A 19,512-nucleotide genomic window follows, 5' to 3' on the forward strand; every position below is an offset into this window, starting at 1 on the left:
ATTATTTTTCAATTTTTAATTTTCATTTGTCAGCTTTTTGTTCAGTAAATTCTTTCATGATATCATTTAATTCTTGTTCAGTCAAAGTTGATTTTTGAATTTTTGTGTGCAAAAAAACACTATATTGTCGATAATTAAAAGTTGGTTTTGGAGTTACCCTTTTATAAATGATTCTTCCTCCATTTGCAAGGGGTTCGTTAATTTCCACTTCAGTATTTTTAACTAAATTATTTAATTCTCTTTTTAATTCACGAACTTCTTTTTGAGCATCTTGCAATGATTCTGCAATTAATTTAATTTTTTCAATATTAGCAATTTTCATATTTATTCCTTTAATTTAAAACTTAAAAAATCATCAAAACTAAAAATTAATTTCACTGATAACTTCTTTTAAATAATTTCCAATTTCAGCTCCGTTGGATAATTCAGTTGTAGGTATTGAACCAAGTTTTACTCCTAAATAAAGCATTCCAATATTAATAGCAAAAAAAATCAAAGTTGATAAAGCATCTGAAAGAGTAGTTAAAATTGGAGCTGACATAACAGCTGGATCTTTTTTTAAACGAATTGCAATAATTGGAATAATAGTTCCTAAAAATTTAGCAAAAACTACAACTAAAAAAAGTGAAATAGAACTACCAACAATTACAAATGTATATCCTGCTCATGAAACATGATAATCTCTAAAAATAGCAAAATAAATATATAGTCTAATAATATTAAACAAAAACATGAACAAACCAACAATTGCTGCTACTTTAATTTCTTTTCAAATTGCTCTAGAAATATCCTTGCGAGCAATTTCACCAAGTGCAGCAGCTCGAGTAATAGTTGTTGAACTTTGCGATCCAGCATTCCCTGCTGATCCAGAAATAACTGGAATCAATCCAACAATAATAGCTGTTGGAATGCTAATTGTAAGAGTGTTATTAATAAATGTCTCACTTATATCAGTAAATTGTTGAATAACAAATTGACTTAAAGTAGCTGAAAGCATAAGCACTAAAAGTCAAAAAATTCGAGACTTAACAATTGATTTAACACTAGTTTTTAAATAATTTTCTTCTACTAATTCAGGATTAATTCCACTCATTTTATAAATATCTTCAGTGGCTGCTTCTTGAATGACATCAATTACATCATCAGAAGTAATCATTCCAATTAAGAAATTATCATGATTAATTACTGGTAAGGTAGAACGATCTTGCTCGGCAAATATAAGTGAAGCTAATTCTTTTGAATCAGAAGTGTATATTGCTCTAACTGGTGATGAAATATTTTCAATGATATCTTCATCATCTGAAAAAACTATTTCTTCTAAAGTAGTGTTTCCAATTAAAAGTCCATTTTTATCAGTTACATAAATATTATGTGTTAATTCTAATTTATTGCGATAATCACTTTTAATTTTTAATAAAGCCATTTTGCAAGTTCAAGTATTAATAACTGTTGAGATATCAACTGACATAATGCTTCCAACTTGTGAATCTTCATAAGCTAAAATAGAATTAACTTTTTCACGTTTTTCTTTATCAGTTGCATTTAAAATTTTGCGAGTTAAATTAGCTGGTAAGTCTTCTAAAACATCAGCTAGTTCATCAGTTTGCAACTCTTTTAAAACATTGATTCCACAACTTTCTGTTTGTTCAGTTAAACTATACACTAAATTATATTGAATATCTTCAGCTAAATATGAAAACAGTTCAGCTGCATCAGAAGTTTTTAAAATTCTCAGCAAATAAAGTTGTTCACTTGGATTTAAAACTTCAGTTCCTGCTGCAATATCAGCCATTGGATACTCTTGAACAAAATTACGCAAGGCACTAATATTTTTTTGATTGATAAGTTTTATTAATTCAATCTCAATTTGATTTTTTCAGTCATTATGTAATTCAGAGTTATTTGTTTGTTTCATAAATAAATTTTTCTTTCTTTACTTAATTAACCTTTTAAATATTTACCTAATTCATCTCTAAAATCTTCAATTTTAACTTTATGAATCACTCCTGATTTGACAATTCGAATTGAACCATTTTCTTCAGATACAACAATTGTAATTGAATCAGATTGTTCAGAAATTCCAAGCGCTGCTCTATGACGTGAACCTAAATTATTGTCAACACTTTTACGAGTAATTTTATAAAAAGTTGCTGCATAATAAATTTTGTTATCACGAATTAAAACTGCACCATCATGAATAGGACTTTCTTTGTTAAAAATTGCAATTAATAGTGAACTTGAAATATTAGAATTTAAAATGATACCATCTGTTCTTAATGAATCTAAGTTTTCATTGTTTTCAATAGTAATTAATGCGCCTATTTTGTTTTTTGAAAAATGATAAACTGCTTCGTACAACTCATAAAGCAATCTAATTTGACTTGATTTTCCTAATGAACGATATTTATTTTTAATAATCCTTTTTAAAATCAATTCTTTGATTCTTTCAAACATTAGTAAATAAAGAATGCACAAAACTAAAATTAAAATAATAATGATAATAATGAAAGTAATAATATCCATACTATGCAGCAGCCTCACCTATTAAATATGCAGCTAAAATAAGTAAAATAATTAATCCTACCACTAATGCAATATATGCCAGTTTTCAATAAAATTCTTTTTTATTTTTTAGTTGTTTATCTTGAATTTCTTTTAAGGTTAATTCTGGTTTAATTTTTCCATCAGAAGTATATGTGTTTTCAATGATACGGGCAATTTCTTTTTTGCGAAGTTCAACAAAATAATCAGAAGGAAGCGAAGTCTCTGTTGATTCCTTAAAAAATTTTTTAAGTTTCTTTTTTATTTTTTCTTTCATTTTCGCTCCTTATTTTTTTTATTTTAATTTTACTCAAAAATAGTCATATTTATTAAAAAAAGTCTCTATAATTTAGTGATTTCAATAATAGCATTTTCTTTTTTGTTTTTAGGAAGTGAAATTATTTTAAATTGATACTTCTCTGCTAAAACAAAAGTTGTTTTTTTATATAGTTTTTTATCACCTGTTTTATGCAGTAAATACTGTTCTAAGGTTAATTCTTGTTCTTGTTCATCTAAAAGTGAAAGTTCAATTTCTAACTGTTTAAAAATATCATAAATATAAAGATCTGATTGTACTTGAGATTTTTCAAGTGACAATTCATAAATTTTTTCATCATTATCATGTTCATCGTAAATTTCACCAACAATTTCTTCAATAATATCTTCAATTGTAATAATTCCAATTACTTTAGTTGATGAGTTATTTTCAACTACAAAAGCCATCTGAGCTCGAGCTTGTCTCATTTTATCAAGTGCAGATGAAAGATTTGAATTAGATGAAACAAACGGAACTGTTTGCATATAATTAATAATTTTTCCACGTTTAAGTCAAAAAATATCTTTTAAAATAATCATTCCAATTAAATTATCATTTTTCACTACTGGAATTCTTGAATAATTAGTTTCTTTAAAAAGTTGATGTGCTTTGGAAATATTATCACGATAATCAAGAAATGTAACATCTTTTAAGCGAATATAATGTTGCTGAACTTTAGTTGAATTTAAATCAAGAGCATTTTTTGTTAAAATACTTTCCCCAGTTTGTAATACTCCTTCATTTTGAGCTAAATTGATAATTTTCTTTAAATCATCTTCTGTGTTGGTAATCAATACTTCTTTTCCTAATTTACTTACAGGTAAGGTGAAAATGTATAATATTCAATACATAAATTCAATAAAAGGTGAAAAAATTTGTAAATACTTTTCTGAGTGAGATTTAGCAATTAATTTCGGAACAATTTCTCCAAAAATAACCAAAATAGGGGTAACTACAACCAATGAAATAATTGTAGGTAAAAAATTATTACCTGAATTTGCAAAGAAAATACCAATCAAATAAGAAGTCAAAACTGATGAGCCAACATTAACAATGTTATTTCCTATTAGGATTGTGCTTAAAACTTGATTAAATTTACTTTTTTGTTTTTTAATAAGAACTGAATTGTGTGCTTTTTTTTCAATCATATCATTTAATTTGGCAGCTGAAATAGTGCTATATGCAGTTTCAGATCCACTAAAAATACTACTTAAAACAAAAAGTAAAATCACAAAAATAAAAATAATAGTTATCACTCAACTACTCATAATTTAAAAATCCTTTTGAAAAAAATTATTCTTCGATATAGGGTTCATTTTATCCTTTTAATATTTCTTTTTAACATCGTTAAAACTAACGATTTTTCCTTCATAAAACATTTTTGATTGTCCAATTTGACCATTTCTATTTTTTGCTACAGTAACAATAGTATTATACTCGTTATCTATATTATTATTTTTTGAATCATTATATTTGCTTAAAAAAATAACAATATCAGCATCTTGTTCAATTGCTCCAGATTCACGTAAATCACTTAATTGTGGAGTTTTATTCTCACGATGTTCAACTGAACGAGAAAGTTGTGAAAGTGCTAAAATTGGAATTTTCAATTCAAGCGCAAGAGTTTTAAGCTGTCTTGAAATACTTGAAACTTCATTTTGGCGATTTCCTGTAACATTTTTAGAAGCAGCTATTAATTGCAAGTAATCAACAATAACTAAATTAAGATTGTAGTTTAAATCCTTATTTAATTTACGAATTTTTCAACTAATCTCATCAATATTACTTGTAGGAACATCATCAAAATAAACATTCATTTCATTAAATTGAATAGTACTAGCATGCAATTTTGATAATTCCATATCTCTTAAAATTTTTGGATTTTGGATTTTATCTAACTCAATCTGTGAATGTGTTGATAAAAATCTTGAAGTCAATTCGCTTCCAGGCATTTCCAGTGAAATAAAAGCCACATTTCGATTTTTTTTATTTTGTGATAACGAGTTAATGGTATTAACTTGATTTTCTATATTTTCTAAAGCTATATTTCGAGCAATATTTAAAGCAAAGGCAGTTTTCCCAATTCCAGGACGTGCTGCAAGAATAATTAATTGTCCAGGTTTAAATGAATTAACATAATAATCAACTGCATGAAATTTAGTTTTTGTTTCATTATCATTGATTTCACCAATAAATTTTTCATCAATACTTTTAAGCAATTCATTGGCACTATCCTTTAAATGCATAAAACTGCTACTATTAATTGAATTTTGACCATTTTCTTCTAAAAAGTTCTGAATGTTATAATAAGCATCACTTCATAAAAAATTATTTTCATTATTTTTTTGTAATCTTGAAAGTTCAAAAGTATAAAAAGCTTCCAAATTACGCATTTTAGTTAAGTCAATTAATTGTTCAACATTGCTTAAAAATAATGTTGGATTAAATGATTCAGCATATATATATGAAATAGTTGCCTCATTTACATGATTAAATTCTAATTTATCTGCAATTTTAGTTAAATTAGCAATTAAATCTGAATAAGAAAAGTGCGGAATTACACTTCCAACTGTTTTTTTTAAAAGCAAAATATAATTAAATACTTGTTGATTTTCTTTGATAAAAAAATCATTACTTTTTAAATACTGACAACCTCTTTGTTGAAGTTCTTCATCCTCAAACATTGCAGCAAGCACACTTTTTTCAATGTTGTCATTTTTATATTTGGTATTTGGATTTAAAAAAGTTTTAATTTCAACTAGTAAATTATTAAATTGATTATTTATGGACATCTAATTTTATCTCCACTCTAATAGTAGCGGTGATATCCTTATATAATTTGACAATAACTTCATGGGTTCCTTCAGAAATAAAATGAATTTTTTCTAAAGAGTGTTTTGGTAAACTAAATCCCTTTTTTCTAATTTCTTCAACAACATCCTTAGTTGAAACACTTTTGTGCACATTTAAATTGTGATTTTTATCAATTGTTGCAGTTAAATTAAAATGCAATGTTATTTCTTCAAGTTTATTTTTAAGTTGAATATATTCTGAACGAGTTTGATGTTCATTAGCTGAAATTTCTTGTAATTTTCTTTCTAATGATTTTGCAGTTCTTTCATTATATGGAAGCCCATAACCATTTTTAATTAAATAATTTGTACCATAACCATTTGATACTTCAATAATTGTGTTTGCTTGACCATCTTTGCAGTCTTTAATTAAAATTACTTTCATCTCTATCTCCTGTCATTATAATTGCATGTTTTATATTATCAACAAAGGTATCTAAATCTTCATTTGATACAGCTGCTGCGACGCCAAAATGTCCTCCACCACCAACTGATTCACAAATGATTTGAACATTAGTGTTAATACCTCGAGCACTTAATTTATAAATATTTTCTTTTTTACTTTGAAGTCGTGCTACAACAAAGGAAGCAATTCTGCCTTTAATTTTTAATACTTCATTAGCAGCAATTGAAATAGTATCATTTGAAGCTACAATATTTGAATATGAAAGAAAATACCCTGGTTTTATCTCGATTAAATTTTCAAGTAATTTTTCTACTTTTTTTTGTGTTTTTTCATCAATTTTTAAAATTTCAGTAGCTTCAGAACTTTTTGCACCTTTTGATTCTAAATAACCTGCTGCTACAAAAGTTTTTTGAGAAACTGATTTTGAAAATTGATTAGTATCTAAATAAATACCATTTAATAACAATTGCGCTGCTAGTTCACTTATTTTTATTTCACCATCCATAAATGAAATAACCTCTGTTACAATTTCTGAAGCCGATGAAGCAATTGTATCAATATAAGCATTAATTCTAGGGCAATAATCAATGCTTTTGGCCACTCTATGATGATCAAGAACAAAAACATTATTTCTATCTGTGTTAATCAATGCATTTGGATTATCAGTTCGACTAACATCTGAATTATCAACAAAAATAACCATAGTTTTATTATTAGTTAATTTAGACAAAGTTTGCATGTTTTTAATAGAATATGCTTCTTCTACTTGTTTTTTAATATCATACATCATAGTTAAAGCTGTGCTATCAAAAGTAACCCCGCCAATATAGGCTTCTTTACCAAAAGACTTGGCTATTTCATATAATCCATAACTAGCTCCAATTGAATCTAAATCAGCAATTGAATGCCCATAAATTATTACCCGTTCAATATCTTTGTTTTGAAGCTTGTCTTTAATCTGTAAAGTAATTTGTTTAATTTTAGTACGACTATTATCTGGAATAATTTCTGAATAAGAACCAAAATAAATTGGCTTTTCAATATTTGAAAATACAACAACTTGATCTCCTCCACGACTGTGAGATTGTAATAAAGCTTTTTTAGCTTGCTCTAATTGTGTTTGAAGAGAACTTCATCCACTTGCAAAACCAATTGATAGTGAAATTTTGTTAATTCCGATTGCGCCTTTGTCATTTATATTAAAAAAATGTTCAAATTTTTCTTGTTTCAATTTTTCTAAAGTTTGTTCATTAGTTAAAATAATAAATTTGCCATTTGTATATTGTCTATAAATAATATTGTATTTTTTAACATATTCATCAATAATATCAATAACAATTTTATTAATTCTAAAAATTTCTTCTTCAGAAAGAATTGACTGGTAAAGTTGAAAATTATCAATTTCAACTTCTCCTATAACTGATTTTTGCTCTTGTGCTTCATTTTTAAATAAATATTCAGTTGAAATATCTCTAATTACAATTGCATTTGATGAACTCCAAAATTGAGCTTCATAAAAATTATCGTCATCTTTAAACTCAATTTTTGTTTGATTTAAATTAAATGATTTATTTAATTTTTTTTCAAATATTTTAAAAAAATCTTCAATTTTTCATCCAATAAAATTGCTTTTAAATTTATTCTTAATAAAAGAACTAGATCAAGCAATTTCTTGAACAGTATCATAAATAATAATCCCTATGTTATTGTTACTCATAATATCCTCAACAAAAACATTAAAAGATTTTTCAATTAATTCTCGTGACTTAATAAAACGAATTAAAATAAAATATAAAATTAAAAATTCAATCACAAGTACAGAAATAATTCCAAAAATTAATGCTGCTAAAATAAAAGTATTATTTTGTTTTATTAAAATTGGCAATAACAATAAAATAAAAAAGATTAAAAAAGCAACAAGCGATATAATTGATAGAATTATTTTGTTTTTATTTCTCAAGGTAATCCTTTCTATTTATATATATCTTAAATTATATAAAATAATTTATTTTTTTATTTATTTTTAAAAAACTATAAGTATTAAAAATTAAATAAATAAAATTTTGAAATCAAAAAAAATCGCTTATGCGATTTTTTGTACTAAAATATTTATTCTGATTTAGTTTCTGCTGTTGAAGGCAAGTGTTCTTTTACTTGTTTAATATTGCTTATGAATTGTCTTAATTCTTGATTAATAGCTTCAGGTTCATATGCATGTCTTTCACCTGAAGTTAATGTTTTACCATTAGCATCAACATAAGTTTTATCTTTTAATAATTCTCTAATCTTTTTATCAACTTCATCTTTTGTTATGCTTGAATCTTTTTTATTATCTTTATCTAATCTAAATAAAGTTAACAATGAAGTTTGAGTTGAACGAGCTGAAAAGTATGAAGTTCTTGCACTATTAGAATTTTCTTGAACTTTAGTATCAAATCTATTAACTTTTTCAGTTTCATTTAATTCTTTTGCATTTAGTTTGTAAAGATCAAGTTTGTTTTTTCTAATTCTTTCAAGTGCTCTTTCATATTGAACTTGTGCGATTAAATAAGTTGTTATGTAAAAATCAATAGCTTTTACATATCCTCTGCCTGATGATTCAGCAACTACTTTTTCAAGTGAATTTTTAAGAATTTTAGCTTTTTCATAAAAATCAATAATTAATTCAACATCCTGCTCTAACATATTTTCAGTGTAACTATGTTTATCAATATTATTTTCTTTATCTGCTTCATGATCATCATGAATGAATTCTTTATTAATATCTAAAAGATCTTTTTTAACTTTTTCTAAATCATCATAAATGTATTTATCATCAGTTAAACTCTTAACTAATAATTTAGCATTTTCTTTATATTTATCAATTAAAATATTTTCTTTATATAGATCAAATTTAGCTTTAAAAGCTTTAAGTTTTAAAATAAACTTTGATAACTCTTCTAGACGAATAAAGTTTGCATCACCTATTGAATTATTTGGTAAACCAATAAAATAATCTCTTTTTAATTTATTGAAATTAAACACTTTTGAAGCATCATCTGTTGTTTCTCAATTAGATTCAGACATTTGAACTAAGTTTTCAGACATTTGAAGTAATTCATCAACAATTTCATTATTTGACGCATTTTCTATAAATTCTTTATTTTCAAGAGCAAATTCATAAAACTCAATCACATATTTGAAAATATAAAATTTTATTTCATTATCCTTAATATCACTAACATTTAAGTTTTCTTTTTCAATAAAGCTTTCTGCTACATATGAAGAAATATTAGTCATTGCTTTAATATATTCTTCAAAGATTAATTCATATGATCCTAAATTAGCATCAACATATTGTTCAAGACTATATTCTTTTACTGCATCATTTTTAGCATTTTTATCTAATTGTTCTTTTAATTCATCAACTTTTTTTTCTTTAAGATTAGATAAGTAATTATAGAATTTAGCAACTGTTCCTAAATCACCTTTAATTTCTTTTGTTTCAGAATAATTTTCACCTAAAAATTTTTCAAGTGTGTATTCTGTTTTTTTACCTTCACCTCTTGAAAGCATTATAGTAACTTTATTTTTAATAAATTCAATATCTGAATCTTTTCTAGAAGGATCAAATTCTTCAAGTTGTTTTTTTACACTTTCAATTGCATTGTGATCTTTTTCAGCTACTGGAATATTTCCAAATTCTTTTTTAAGATCTTCGAAAATTTTATTAAGATTGGTCAATCATTTATATTGAAAATATCTATCATGTAATTTTTCATCACCTTCATTAAAAGTATGATTTAATTGATCAATAAACTTTTCTCTGATAGCAAATAATTTAGCATCATCTTTGTTAAAATTAAGGATGTGATATTTATTAAATTCATCTCATGCTTCAGTGTATTTTTCAGTATAAATAGAAACTAAAGATTTATAATCTCTGAATTTTTCACTTAAGAAATTTAATTTCATGTTTTTTGCTTCAGCTGAAATATCCTTAAAGAAAAGATTTGATGCCTTTGAACTTTGTTCTTCATAAAGATTATCAATTGCTTCTTGTGTTATTTTTTCTGGTTGTTCTGAAATTCAATTATATGCTTCAAGGCCATTTAATCTACCTAGAGCTTCTTTAAATGTTTTAAATCTAATTGCAAATAAATCAACATTTGCTTCATAATATTCATAAATATTTGTAAGTTTTGTTTTAACATCCAAATTTTCGTTTTCTTTTGCTGATTTAGCAAAATCAATATCAACACGTTTTGTTTCATTTTGTAAGAATTTAATAAAGTCAGTGTAAAAATCTAAATCTTTTTTAAATAATTCATTGTTAGAATCATAAATTGGGTATTTACTTAAATCAAATTTTTCTCAGTATGTTTTTTCTTGATTGTTAAACTGATCAAAATTATTTTCAGTAATTTCAATATTTCTTAATTTTGGTAATTCAACAGTTGCATGAATTATTCAATTAGCCATTTTTTCGGCATTTTCATAGTGTTTATTAGTTAATCTATAATCTAAAACTTTATCATATTCACTAAGAGTTTTTAACAATCCTTCAGCAAGTTTAACATTGTAATTATATAAAATGAATTCTGTAGGTTTTTTAACATATTCTGGATTAATACCATAGTCATCATAAATAAATTTCAATTGTTCAATTTTAGATTCTTTTGTTTCTGGTTTAGTTGATAAAATCAAATCTTCAATATAATTTTTTGTCAGAACAAAAATACCTAAATTATTTAAATTAAGTTCTTTTAAATCTATATCTCATAAAAGAGGAGTATCATTTAATAAATTATTTTTTCCAAAATCTTCTCTATATGTTATTGTTTTTAATTCATCTGTTGCATTTTCATTTTCATATTTTTTATATCTAAGTAATGGATTTGAAACTACTTCTTCATAATATTTGATAATTTGATTGGATAGCTCTTCAAGATTTTCAATATCATATATTGCTTCATTTTTTTCAATAAATTTATTAGCTTTTAATGAATTTAATCTAACAATAGCCTCATGATATTTAGGATATTTTAAATCAAAACTATCAACATTGAATTTAACATAATCTGCTAAATTTTTAACTTCAAAATCCCAAGGACTATGAGTTTTACCATCAAAAATTTTATCTTCTTGATCTTGTAAAAATTGAGTAAATTTATCAACAGTTTTTAAATCTTCATTAAATTGTTCTATTTTATATCATTTATTAATTTCATTCCCAAGTTCAGGCTTTAAAGCTTCTCAAAATTCATTTTCTTTTTCTAAAACTTCATTTTTTGAATATGCTTCATCTCTATATGGAAGAAATTCATCATTAGAAATTTTTGCATTTTTATTGTGAGGAGAATGAGCCAATTTATCTTGAACATATTTAATTAATTCTTTAAATTTATCAGCGCTTCTTTTTTGTTGATCATTAAGATTTATTTTCAAATCTTTTTGTTCTAAATCTTTTAATTCAGATTCAAGATCACTTATTAATTTATTCCCTCCATCTTGATTGTTAAGCAGACTTAAAACAACAAATTTAATTTTGTTCTTGTCATCTAAATCATATCTATCATATTTATCTAAAATTGTTTTTGCTTGTTCTGTTAATGGATTATCTTCTGTTGGAATAAGATTTTTTTCTAATGTAATTACTTGTTTAAGAATATTGTTAATTTTTTCTTCATATTTATTAATAAGTTTCTCATTTTTCTTAAAATATGGATTTTCAAAATTTGATTTTACTTTATTTTTAAATAAATCAATATATATTGCTAATTCATTATTTTCTAATCCATTTGCTTTTGGATCTGAAAGAAATGCAAAATCCTTTAAAGTTAATAATCTTCTTAAACTTTCATTATAATTAGGGTATTTTTCTTCGAATTCATTTACTTTATGATCAAGATATTCACCATAAGAATCAACATTAAAATCCAACTTATAATTTTCATTTTCGAAATTTTTTTGTAAAAAATCTATGTAGTCTTTGTAATTTGAAATGTCTTTATTAAATTGATCTTCATTGTAATCTTTAATTGAACTAACATGTTTTACTAATTCTTTAAATTCATTTTCTTTGGCTGAAATATTTGTTTTTGATTCTATAGCCATTTCATTTTTAAACATTTCAACATTTCTTTTTTGATCATCAGTTAAAGCAATTTCATATTGAGGATTTTTTCTAAATCCACTGATAGTATAAGTTCTTCCATCACTAACTAGATTAGTTTTAATATCTTTTAGTTTAAATTTAACAATAGTTTTAGTATTTAAATTTTCAAAAGATAAATCTGAGACTTCATATTTTTTAGCATCAAAACCATGAAACTTAACATCATCAATGCTACTTACATATGAAGAATAAACATCAGAAATATTAGTTCTAATATGCTCTACATTATGACCTGAATCCTTATCATAAACAGAAATTTGCACCAATGCTGCATTTGCATTAAGAATTGCTAAATTTTCTTCTGGTGTTCTTTCATTTGAACATGAAAGTGTAGCAATTAATGGTAAAGGAATGAGTGATAATGATGACGCACCTAAGATTAATTTATTTTTTGTACGCATTTTTTCTCCTTTTAAATATTATCATAAAAACACTACTAATGCTTTTACTATTGAATTTTGGGTTTATTTTATAATTTATAAATAATTTTTAATATTCAAATTATACTAGTTTTTATTGATTTAATAAAAATAAATTTTACTACTTAATTTTACACTTCAAATGATTTTTTAGGAAGTTGTTTTTTTGGTTTTGATGATCCAAAATTAGGTAAATCAAAACTTGTAGATTTTCTTATATTTTGTTTAAGTTTTAATGCATTATTTAGCAATTTTTCTGCATATAATTTGTTTAAAAATTGTATTTGTTCTTCGTTTAATAAATTAACTTCAGATAAATTTTTTAAATACTTTAAAATTATTTTTAATGATTCTTTAGTGGATTCATTTTTTAGCAAGACATTAAAAACATATTCCAATACTGGTTTTCCTAAATTTTGATTTTCAGATCAAATTTTAATATCTTTTTCTGTAAATCTAAGTGGTAATTTTCCTATTAAGTAAAGTTTAACATTTTCAAAACTATCTTTAAAAATTTTATTGTTTAAATTTGTTTTTTCATAATCTAATGCTTCTTTATAGGGTGAAGAGTTTGTTTTATTGAAAACATTTTTATTTAGTTGATTTGAAAAATCTTCCATTAATTTTTTAATTTCTAAAATTTTTGTTTCACTACTGTGATATTTTTTCAATAATTTATCAATAAATTGATCATTTTGAATTTTTAAATCATTTACTGCAAAAAAATCTTTATCATTTGCCTTGATTTCTTGTGCAAATTTAATAAAATCACTTTTTGCAATTTCTTTTTCACTTTCAGATTTGGATTTATCAATTTTATTCATTTTTTTAACTAAATCATAAATATTTAAATATTTTTCTAAAATTGCATTAATTTCTGTTTCAAATTCATCTAAACTATATGAATCACTAAGAAAATAAATTGCATAATCTTTTTTGATTAACTCAAAATAATCTTTGTAAGCTTGGTCATCATATAATGGGTGATAAAGTCTTAATTTACTTAATTTAAGTTTAACTTCTTTAATTAAATCATCAATATTTAATTGAGTAATTTCATTTTCTTTATCTATTTTTTCATTATTTGAATGCTCTGATTTTTTATTTAAATTTGAATTCTCTTTGTTTGTTAATTGCAAAAAATTAGTTTGTTTTTCAATAATATTACCTTGCAAATTTGTTGTTTGATTATTTTTACTTAAATAAGCCAATGAACTAATACCAAATATTGACATAACAGTTGCAACAGGAACAATAGTTAATAAAAAATTTTTTATTTTCATTTTTTTCCTTTCTAGTACCTAAAATAATTACAATTTTAACACTTTTTAAATGGAATTATCACATAAGTGTAAATAAAGTTTTGGATTTGCAAAAATTTAATAAAAAAAATCATAAATCAAAATTAAAATCAAAAAATAATGCTTAAATTATAAATGGATATAATTAATTGATTTTTTGGTTTAAATATTAAGTTCAGTTTACTTAAAAAAACTATTTTCTTTTAGAAAAAATTATTTTAATAAAAATGAAAAAATTTATTCTAAAAGTATTTTTTATCTATACAAAAAATATAAATTTAATCAATTAAATAATTTAAATATTATTATTAATATTATTGAAAAAAAATATGAGAAAAATTTTGTTAAAAATCTACATTAAACTAATTTAACTATTTTTAGTTTTATTAAAACATTAATTACCTTAATGTTATAATGATAATAACAATTCAAAATATAATTTGATTTAAAAAATAATATTTTTCAAAATATGCTGGTATTAAAATTTTAAAACTAAACATATAGTTTATTTTAAAAAATAACAAATATATTCTTATTATCTATAAATGATTTTAATAATGTAACTTGAGAATAAATAAACTTACTCATAATTAATTGAATAATTATAAAAATTTTGTTTAATAAACACTTTAGACATTTTTTTAAAAAATATTTTACATTGATTTGCTTGAATAAAAAATTCTTTGTTTTTTAAAAAAGTTTTTTAATATTAATAAAATGAAATAAATAAGCTAAAAGTAGTTATTATATTTAAAAAAATATTTTATAATTTTTAAAAGTAAAAATGTTTTAAAAAGGAATTTAAATATATGAAAAAAGTAATTTTTTCTCAAAAAGAATATGACCTTATAGGCACTCCAATGGAAATTGGAAAAAAAGTTCAAATCAAATCTGTTTTAGCTGGAACATTTGATCAGAAAGAGTACCAAAATGAAGGTAAATACACAATTTTATCTTTTTTCCCAGCAATTGATACTAGTGTATGTGACTTACAAATTTCACAAACTGATGAAATTGCTAAAAATTACCCAAAATTTAAATTTATTTCAATTTCAGTTGACTTACCTACAACTCTTAAAGTTTATGTAGAAAAACACAATGTTCAAAATGTACAAATGTACAGTGATTACAAGGATAGATCAGTAACAAAATCACTTGGATTGTTAATTGATGATCTTTTCTTAGCTGCTAGAGCTGTTATTGTACTTGATAAAGAAAATAAAATTATTTACAAACAAATGCATCAAAGTATTCATGAACAAATTGATTTTAAAGCACTTCAAATGTTTTTGGATAACTTAGAGTAAATAAAAATAAAAAAACACCACATACTTTTTACAAAAAGTATGTGGTATTTTATAATTTATTAAAATTTTTTAGCAATTTCAAATAATTCATTTGTTTTTGAATCAGCATATTCTGATGCAGTCATGGCGTTAATTGGTGCTATTTTAGTTCCTGTAATTTCTATTGTTTCAACCTTTTTAGCTCCTAAAAATTTTCAAGTTCCCTTAAGTCATTCAATATGGCTTCCTCATAAGTATCAATCACGTGGAGCCCCTTGAGAAGCAATTACCATAACTGATAGATGATCTAAAAGACCTTTAGCATCTCCTTTTTTGGAATATTTGTAACTAAATGTTTTGTTTGCAACTGCAATCCCATCAATAAAATTTTTTACAATTGCAGTTGGACCAAAATTAACCATTTGGCATGAAATAACTAATTTATCAATTGATTTAAGTTTGTCAATTCACTTATCTGAATTGATTTTTGTTCAATAATTTGACATATTTTCTGCTAATAAAAAGACTTGATTGAACTCAGTGTCATTTAAATTAATAAATTCAACTTCATCTTGTGGGTGTGCTATTTTATATTGTTTATAAAAATTTCTAAGCATTTGTGAAGAATAAGAATTTTCAATTGTATTTAAATTTCCTTCTAAAAATAAAACTTTTTTCATTTTTCACCTTCCTATAAATGATTCATAAATAAATTATAGTTATTTTTATATTTTCTAACTAAAATAAAAATAAATTACTTATAAATTTTTTATTTTTAAACTCGTTTTTTATAATTTATAATTTAGAAGAATAATCAAATAATACTTTTAACACAAAGAGGTGATATGAAAAGATTAGTTAGTGGTATTAAACCAACTGGCCAGTTAACTTTAGGTAATTACATTGGTGCAATTCAAAATTTTATTAAATTACAAGATAGCTATCAATCATATTTTTTTGTTGCAGATTTACACGCTCTTACAACTGGAAGTGTAATTCCAAGTCAATTAAAAAATGAACGCGAATCAACTGTTGCTATTTATTTAGCTTGTGGGCTTGATCCTAACAAGGCTAATATTTTTTATCAATCTTCAATTTTAGAACACTCACAATTAATGTGAATTTGCAATTCTGAAACTACAATTGGGGAACTTGAAAGAATGACCCAATATAAAGATAAAGCAAAAACATTAGTTCAAGGAAATAAAACCATTAAAATACCAAGTAACTTACTAATGTATCCAGTGTTGATGGCCGCTGATATTTTACTTTATAATGCAAATTTTGTTCCTGTTGGAGAAGATCAAATACAACATATTGAGTTAACTCGTAATATTGCTGAAAGACTAAATCGTAAATATAATATTAATTTAACAATTCCAAAAGCCATTATTCCACAATTTGGAGCAAAAATTAAATCACTTACCAATCCTGAAATTAAAATGTCAAAAAGCAATAAAGATGACAAAGGAGTTATTTACTTGTTAGAAGACCCTAATTTAGCTTATAAAAAAATTCTTAAAGCTTTAACTGATTCTGAAGAAAAAATATATATTTCTGAAAATAAGCCTGGCGTAGTAAATTTATTAACTATTTATGCTTCGTTAAAAGAAATTTCAATTAAGCAAGCTGAAGATTATTTTAAAGACTACAATTACAAAAATTTCAAAGAAGAAGTAGCCCAAGTGGTAAAGGATTTATTGATTAAAATTCAAGCAAACTACAAACAAGCTTTAACACAAGTTGATAAAGTTGTTTTTAAAGGCAAGAAAAATGCTGCAACAATTGCAAAAGAAACAATTTATAGAATTCAAAGTAAAATTGGACTATATGAGGAAAAAAATGAAAGCAAATAAAAATTTAAATCATACAACAAGTCACCTTTTAGGAGCGGCGGTTGAATATTTATACCCAAATACTAAACTAGGGTTTGGCCCTGCAACTGATGAAGGATTTTATTATGATTTTGAATTTGAAAATCCAATAAGTGATCATGATTTAAACAAAATTGAAAAATTAATGAAAAAATTTGCTTCAAGAAATTTAGTTATGAAACAGGTTTCTTTTGATCAATATTCTTTTAAAAACAAACCATACAAACAAGAATTATACAATGAACTAAAAGCAGCAGGTAAAGATATTACCTTTTATGCTTTAATTGATCCTTTAAATAATGAAACTATTTTTGTTGATTTATGTGCAGGTGGTCATGAAGAAACTACAAAACACATAAAAAACTTTAAACTTTTATTTTTAGCTGGTGCTTATTGACGAGGTAATTCAGATAATATTCAATTAACTAGAATTTATGGAACTAGTTGAGAAACTAAAGAAAAACTCAACAATTATTTAGAAATTTTAAAAGATCGTAAAGAACGTGATCATCGTAAAATTGGAAAAGAAATGAAACTTTTTACATTTAATTCACTTTCAGGGCAAGGTTTCCCAATTTGGCTTGAAGATGGAATGTACATACATAATGAAATTAAAAACTTAATTTTAAAAATGGATCGTAAATATCATATGACAGAAGTTTTAACTCCACATTTTGGAGAGGAAAATCTTTATTTAACTTCTGGACATTTACAACATTATCAAAATGATATGTTTAAACCTATTCAAGCTGAAAACGAAAAACTTTATCCAAGACCTATGACCTGTCCACATCACATTATTTGCTACAATTCAGAAAAACGTAGTTACCGTGACTTACCAATTCGTTATTCAGAACAATCTCAATTATACCGTTATGAAAAATCAGGAGCATTAACTGGTCTTGAACGAGTTAGAACTATGTTATTAACTGAAGGACATTTATTTGTGCGTAAAGACCAAATTGCAAGTGAATTTAAATATATGTACCAATTAATTAAAGAAACACTTGAAATTTTTAAAATTAAAATTGATTATATTTCTCTGTCACTTCGTGATAAAAATAATAAAGAAAAATATTATGATAATGATCATATGTGAGAGCAAGCTGAAGAACAACTTCGTAAAGTACTTAATGAGCTTGGTGTAAAATATGAAGAAAAAATCGGTGAAGCAGCTTTTTATGGACCAAAAATGGATGTGCAAATATTTACTGCTTTAGGTCATGAAATTACAGTATCAACATTACAACTTGATTTTCTATTACCTGAACGTTTTAAAATAACTTTTACAAATAGTATGGGAGAAGAAGAAACTCCAATTTTAATTCACCGTGGTCTAATTGGGACCTATGAACGTTTTTGTGCAATATTGCTTGAACAAACTAAAGGTATTTTACCATTTTGACTTGCTCCTAAGCAAATTACTGTTATTCCAGTTAATTTAAATGAAAATTTTGAATATGCAAGCAAAATTAACAATAAATTGTATGAGTTGGGATTTCGAAGTAAATTAGATTCTCGAGATGAACGATTGAATAAAAAAATTCGTGAAGCACAAATGTCTAAATCTAAATTTCAGTTAATTTTAGGGGAAAAAGAATCTTCTGAAAATTTAATTTCTTATCGAAAATATGGAACTGATGAAACAGTTACAATCACTTTTGATGAGTTTATCAATTACATAACTCAATTAAAAAACAATTATGAATAATTCTAAGTTAGCAAAATTTAGTAAAGTATTGATATACTCTATATTATTTATAAATTTATTAATTCTTTTTATCTTGGCTCCAAACATTGTAGGAATTAAACCTAAAAACTACTCTCCACAATGACAAATGATTTTTACATGTTTAACAATTTTATTTTGAACTATTATTAGTATATTTATGATAGTATTTAAAATTTCTAAACTAACAACACATCAAATACTAATGTTTTTAATTGGAGTTGTTATCACAATCACATGAATTCCTCGCATTGAAAATAAAAATTTAATTTGAATTTTTTTTACAGCCGATACAATAGTTATTCTAATAATTGCAGCTTTAAATTATTTGCTTAACATAGTTTTTGTTGGAAAAAGTTTAATCCTTAAATTACGAAAAATATTTAAAAAAAAATCAGGATAAAATCCTGTTTTTTTTTTTTTTTTTAATAATCATTCTTTGAAGAATGTTTTCCGGTAACAATAGCAATTGAACGACTTGTTCCAAATCGAGTTGCTCCAGCTTGATGCATTGCAATTAAATCTTCAATGGTACTAATTCCTCCGGCTGCTTTAATTAAAAGTTTATCACCGCAAATACTTTTTATAATTTTAATATCTTCTAATTTAGCCCCTCGATAACTAAAACCAG

Annotated in this window: 15 protein-coding genes and 1 pseudogene; 4 read left to right on the plus strand and 12 right to left on the minus strand. The window is 24.2% G+C overall.

Features of this window, described 5'->3' with window-relative positions:
* Position 1: 1 nt before the first annotated feature.
* The 10 genes from U744_RS0101460 to U744_RS0101505 form a co-directional block, all read right to left on the minus strand.
* Positions 2-322 carry a hypothetical protein gene (locus tag U744_RS0101460; protein ID WP_025755329.1) on the minus strand — a complete coding sequence of 107 codons (321 nt, stop codon included), beginning with the start codon at positions 320-322 and terminating at the stop codon, positions 2-4.
* Positions 323-361: 39 nt separating this feature from the next.
* Positions 362-1,915, minus strand: coding sequence for a magnesium transporter (gene mgtE, locus U744_RS0101465; protein WP_025755330.1), 1,554 nt, complete (start codon positions 1,913-1,915; stop codon positions 362-364).
* Positions 1,916-1,941: 26 nt separating this feature from the next.
* Positions 1,942-2,523, minus strand: a complete 582-nt coding sequence (locus U744_RS0101470) for a diadenylate cyclase (RefSeq protein WP_025755331.1) — start codon at positions 2,521-2,523, stop codon at positions 1,942-1,944.
* Between the two features lies 1 nt (position 2,524).
* Complete coding sequence (locus U744_RS0101475) at positions 2,525-2,818, minus strand: hypothetical protein (RefSeq protein WP_025755332.1); 294 nt, start codon at positions 2,816-2,818, stop codon at positions 2,525-2,527.
* 65 nt (positions 2,819-2,883) lie between these two features.
* On the minus strand, positions 2,884-4,125 hold the full coding sequence (locus U744_RS0101480; protein WP_025755333.1) for a CNNM domain-containing protein: 1,242 nt from the start codon (positions 4,123-4,125) through the stop codon (positions 2,884-2,886).
* A 57-nt stretch (positions 4,126-4,182) separates the two neighbouring features.
* Positions 4,183-5,649 carry a DnaB-like helicase C-terminal domain-containing protein gene (locus U744_RS0101485; RefSeq protein WP_025755334.1) on the minus strand — a complete coding sequence of 489 codons (1,467 nt, stop codon included), beginning with the start codon at positions 5,647-5,649 and terminating at the stop codon, positions 4,183-4,185.
* Positions 5,636-6,094: a 50S ribosomal protein L9 gene (gene rplI, locus U744_RS0101490; RefSeq protein WP_025755335.1), complete on the minus strand. Its 459-nt coding sequence runs from the start codon at positions 6,092-6,094 to the stop codon at positions 5,636-5,638. Before rplI ends, U744_RS0101485 begins: the two co-directional genes overlap by 14 nt.
* Positions 6,075-8,075, minus strand: a complete 2,001-nt coding sequence (locus U744_RS0101495) for a GGDEF domain-containing protein (protein WP_025755336.1) — start codon at positions 8,073-8,075, stop codon at positions 6,075-6,077. Before U744_RS0101495 ends, rplI begins: the two co-directional genes overlap by 20 nt.
* 149 nt (positions 8,076-8,224) lie before the next feature.
* Positions 8,225-12,673 carry a hypothetical protein gene (locus U744_RS0101500; RefSeq protein ID WP_025755337.1) on the minus strand — a complete coding sequence of 1,483 codons (4,449 nt, stop codon included), beginning with the start codon at positions 12,671-12,673 and terminating at the stop codon, positions 8,225-8,227.
* Positions 12,674-12,822: 149 nt separating this feature from the next.
* The gene (locus tag U744_RS0101505) at positions 12,823-13,974 is read right to left on the minus strand and encodes a hypothetical protein (RefSeq protein WP_025755338.1); all 1,152 of its coding nucleotides are present in this window, start codon (positions 13,972-13,974) and stop codon (positions 12,823-12,825) included.
* A gap of 827 nt (positions 13,975-14,801) precedes the next feature.
* Here U744_RS0101505 and U744_RS0101510 point away from each other — a divergent pair.
* Positions 14,802-15,299 carry a redoxin domain-containing protein gene (locus tag U744_RS0101510; RefSeq protein ID WP_025755339.1) on the plus strand — a complete coding sequence of 166 codons (498 nt, stop codon included), beginning with the start codon at positions 14,802-14,804 and terminating at the stop codon, positions 15,297-15,299.
* Positions 15,300-15,358: 59 nt separating this feature from the next.
* Here U744_RS0101510 and U744_RS0101515 read toward each other — a convergent pair whose 3' ends face one another.
* Positions 15,359-15,958 carry an FMN-dependent NADH-azoreductase gene (locus U744_RS0101515; protein ID WP_025755340.1) on the minus strand — a complete coding sequence of 200 codons (600 nt, stop codon included), beginning with the start codon at positions 15,956-15,958 and terminating at the stop codon, positions 15,359-15,361.
* 165 nt (positions 15,959-16,123) lie between these two features.
* Between U744_RS0101515 and trpS the strand changes: the two genes are divergently transcribed.
* The 3 genes from trpS to U744_RS0101530 are packed head-to-tail and all read left to right on the plus strand — an operon-like array spanning position 16,124 to position 19,284.
* The gene (trpS, locus tag U744_RS0101520; RefSeq protein WP_025755341.1) at positions 16,124-17,134 is read left to right on the plus strand and encodes a tryptophan--tRNA ligase; all 1,011 of its coding nucleotides are present in this window, start codon (positions 16,124-16,126) and stop codon (positions 17,132-17,134) included.
* The gene (thrS, locus tag U744_RS0101525; RefSeq protein WP_025755342.1) at positions 17,121-18,863 is read left to right on the plus strand and encodes a threonine--tRNA ligase; all 1,743 of its coding nucleotides are present in this window, start codon (positions 17,121-17,123) and stop codon (positions 18,861-18,863) included. Before trpS ends, thrS begins: the two co-directional genes overlap by 14 nt.
* The gene (locus U744_RS0101530) at positions 18,856-19,284 is read left to right on the plus strand and encodes a hypothetical protein (protein WP_025755343.1); all 429 of its coding nucleotides are present in this window, start codon (positions 18,856-18,858) and stop codon (positions 19,282-19,284) included. Before thrS ends, U744_RS0101530 begins: the two co-directional genes overlap by 8 nt.
* Positions 19,285-19,306: 22 nt before the next feature.
* On the opposite strand, the pseudogene U744_RS04150 reads toward U744_RS0101530, so the two are convergent.
* A pseudogene (locus U744_RS04150) lies at positions 19,307-19,512 on the minus strand (deoxyribose-phosphate aldolase); the annotation flags it as partial.

The organism is Mycoplasmopsis cricetuli ATCC 35279 (assembly GCF_000526955.1).
Lineage (GTDB): Bacteria > Bacillota_I > Bacilli_A > Mycoplasmatales > Metamycoplasmataceae > Mycoplasmopsis > Mycoplasmopsis cricetuli.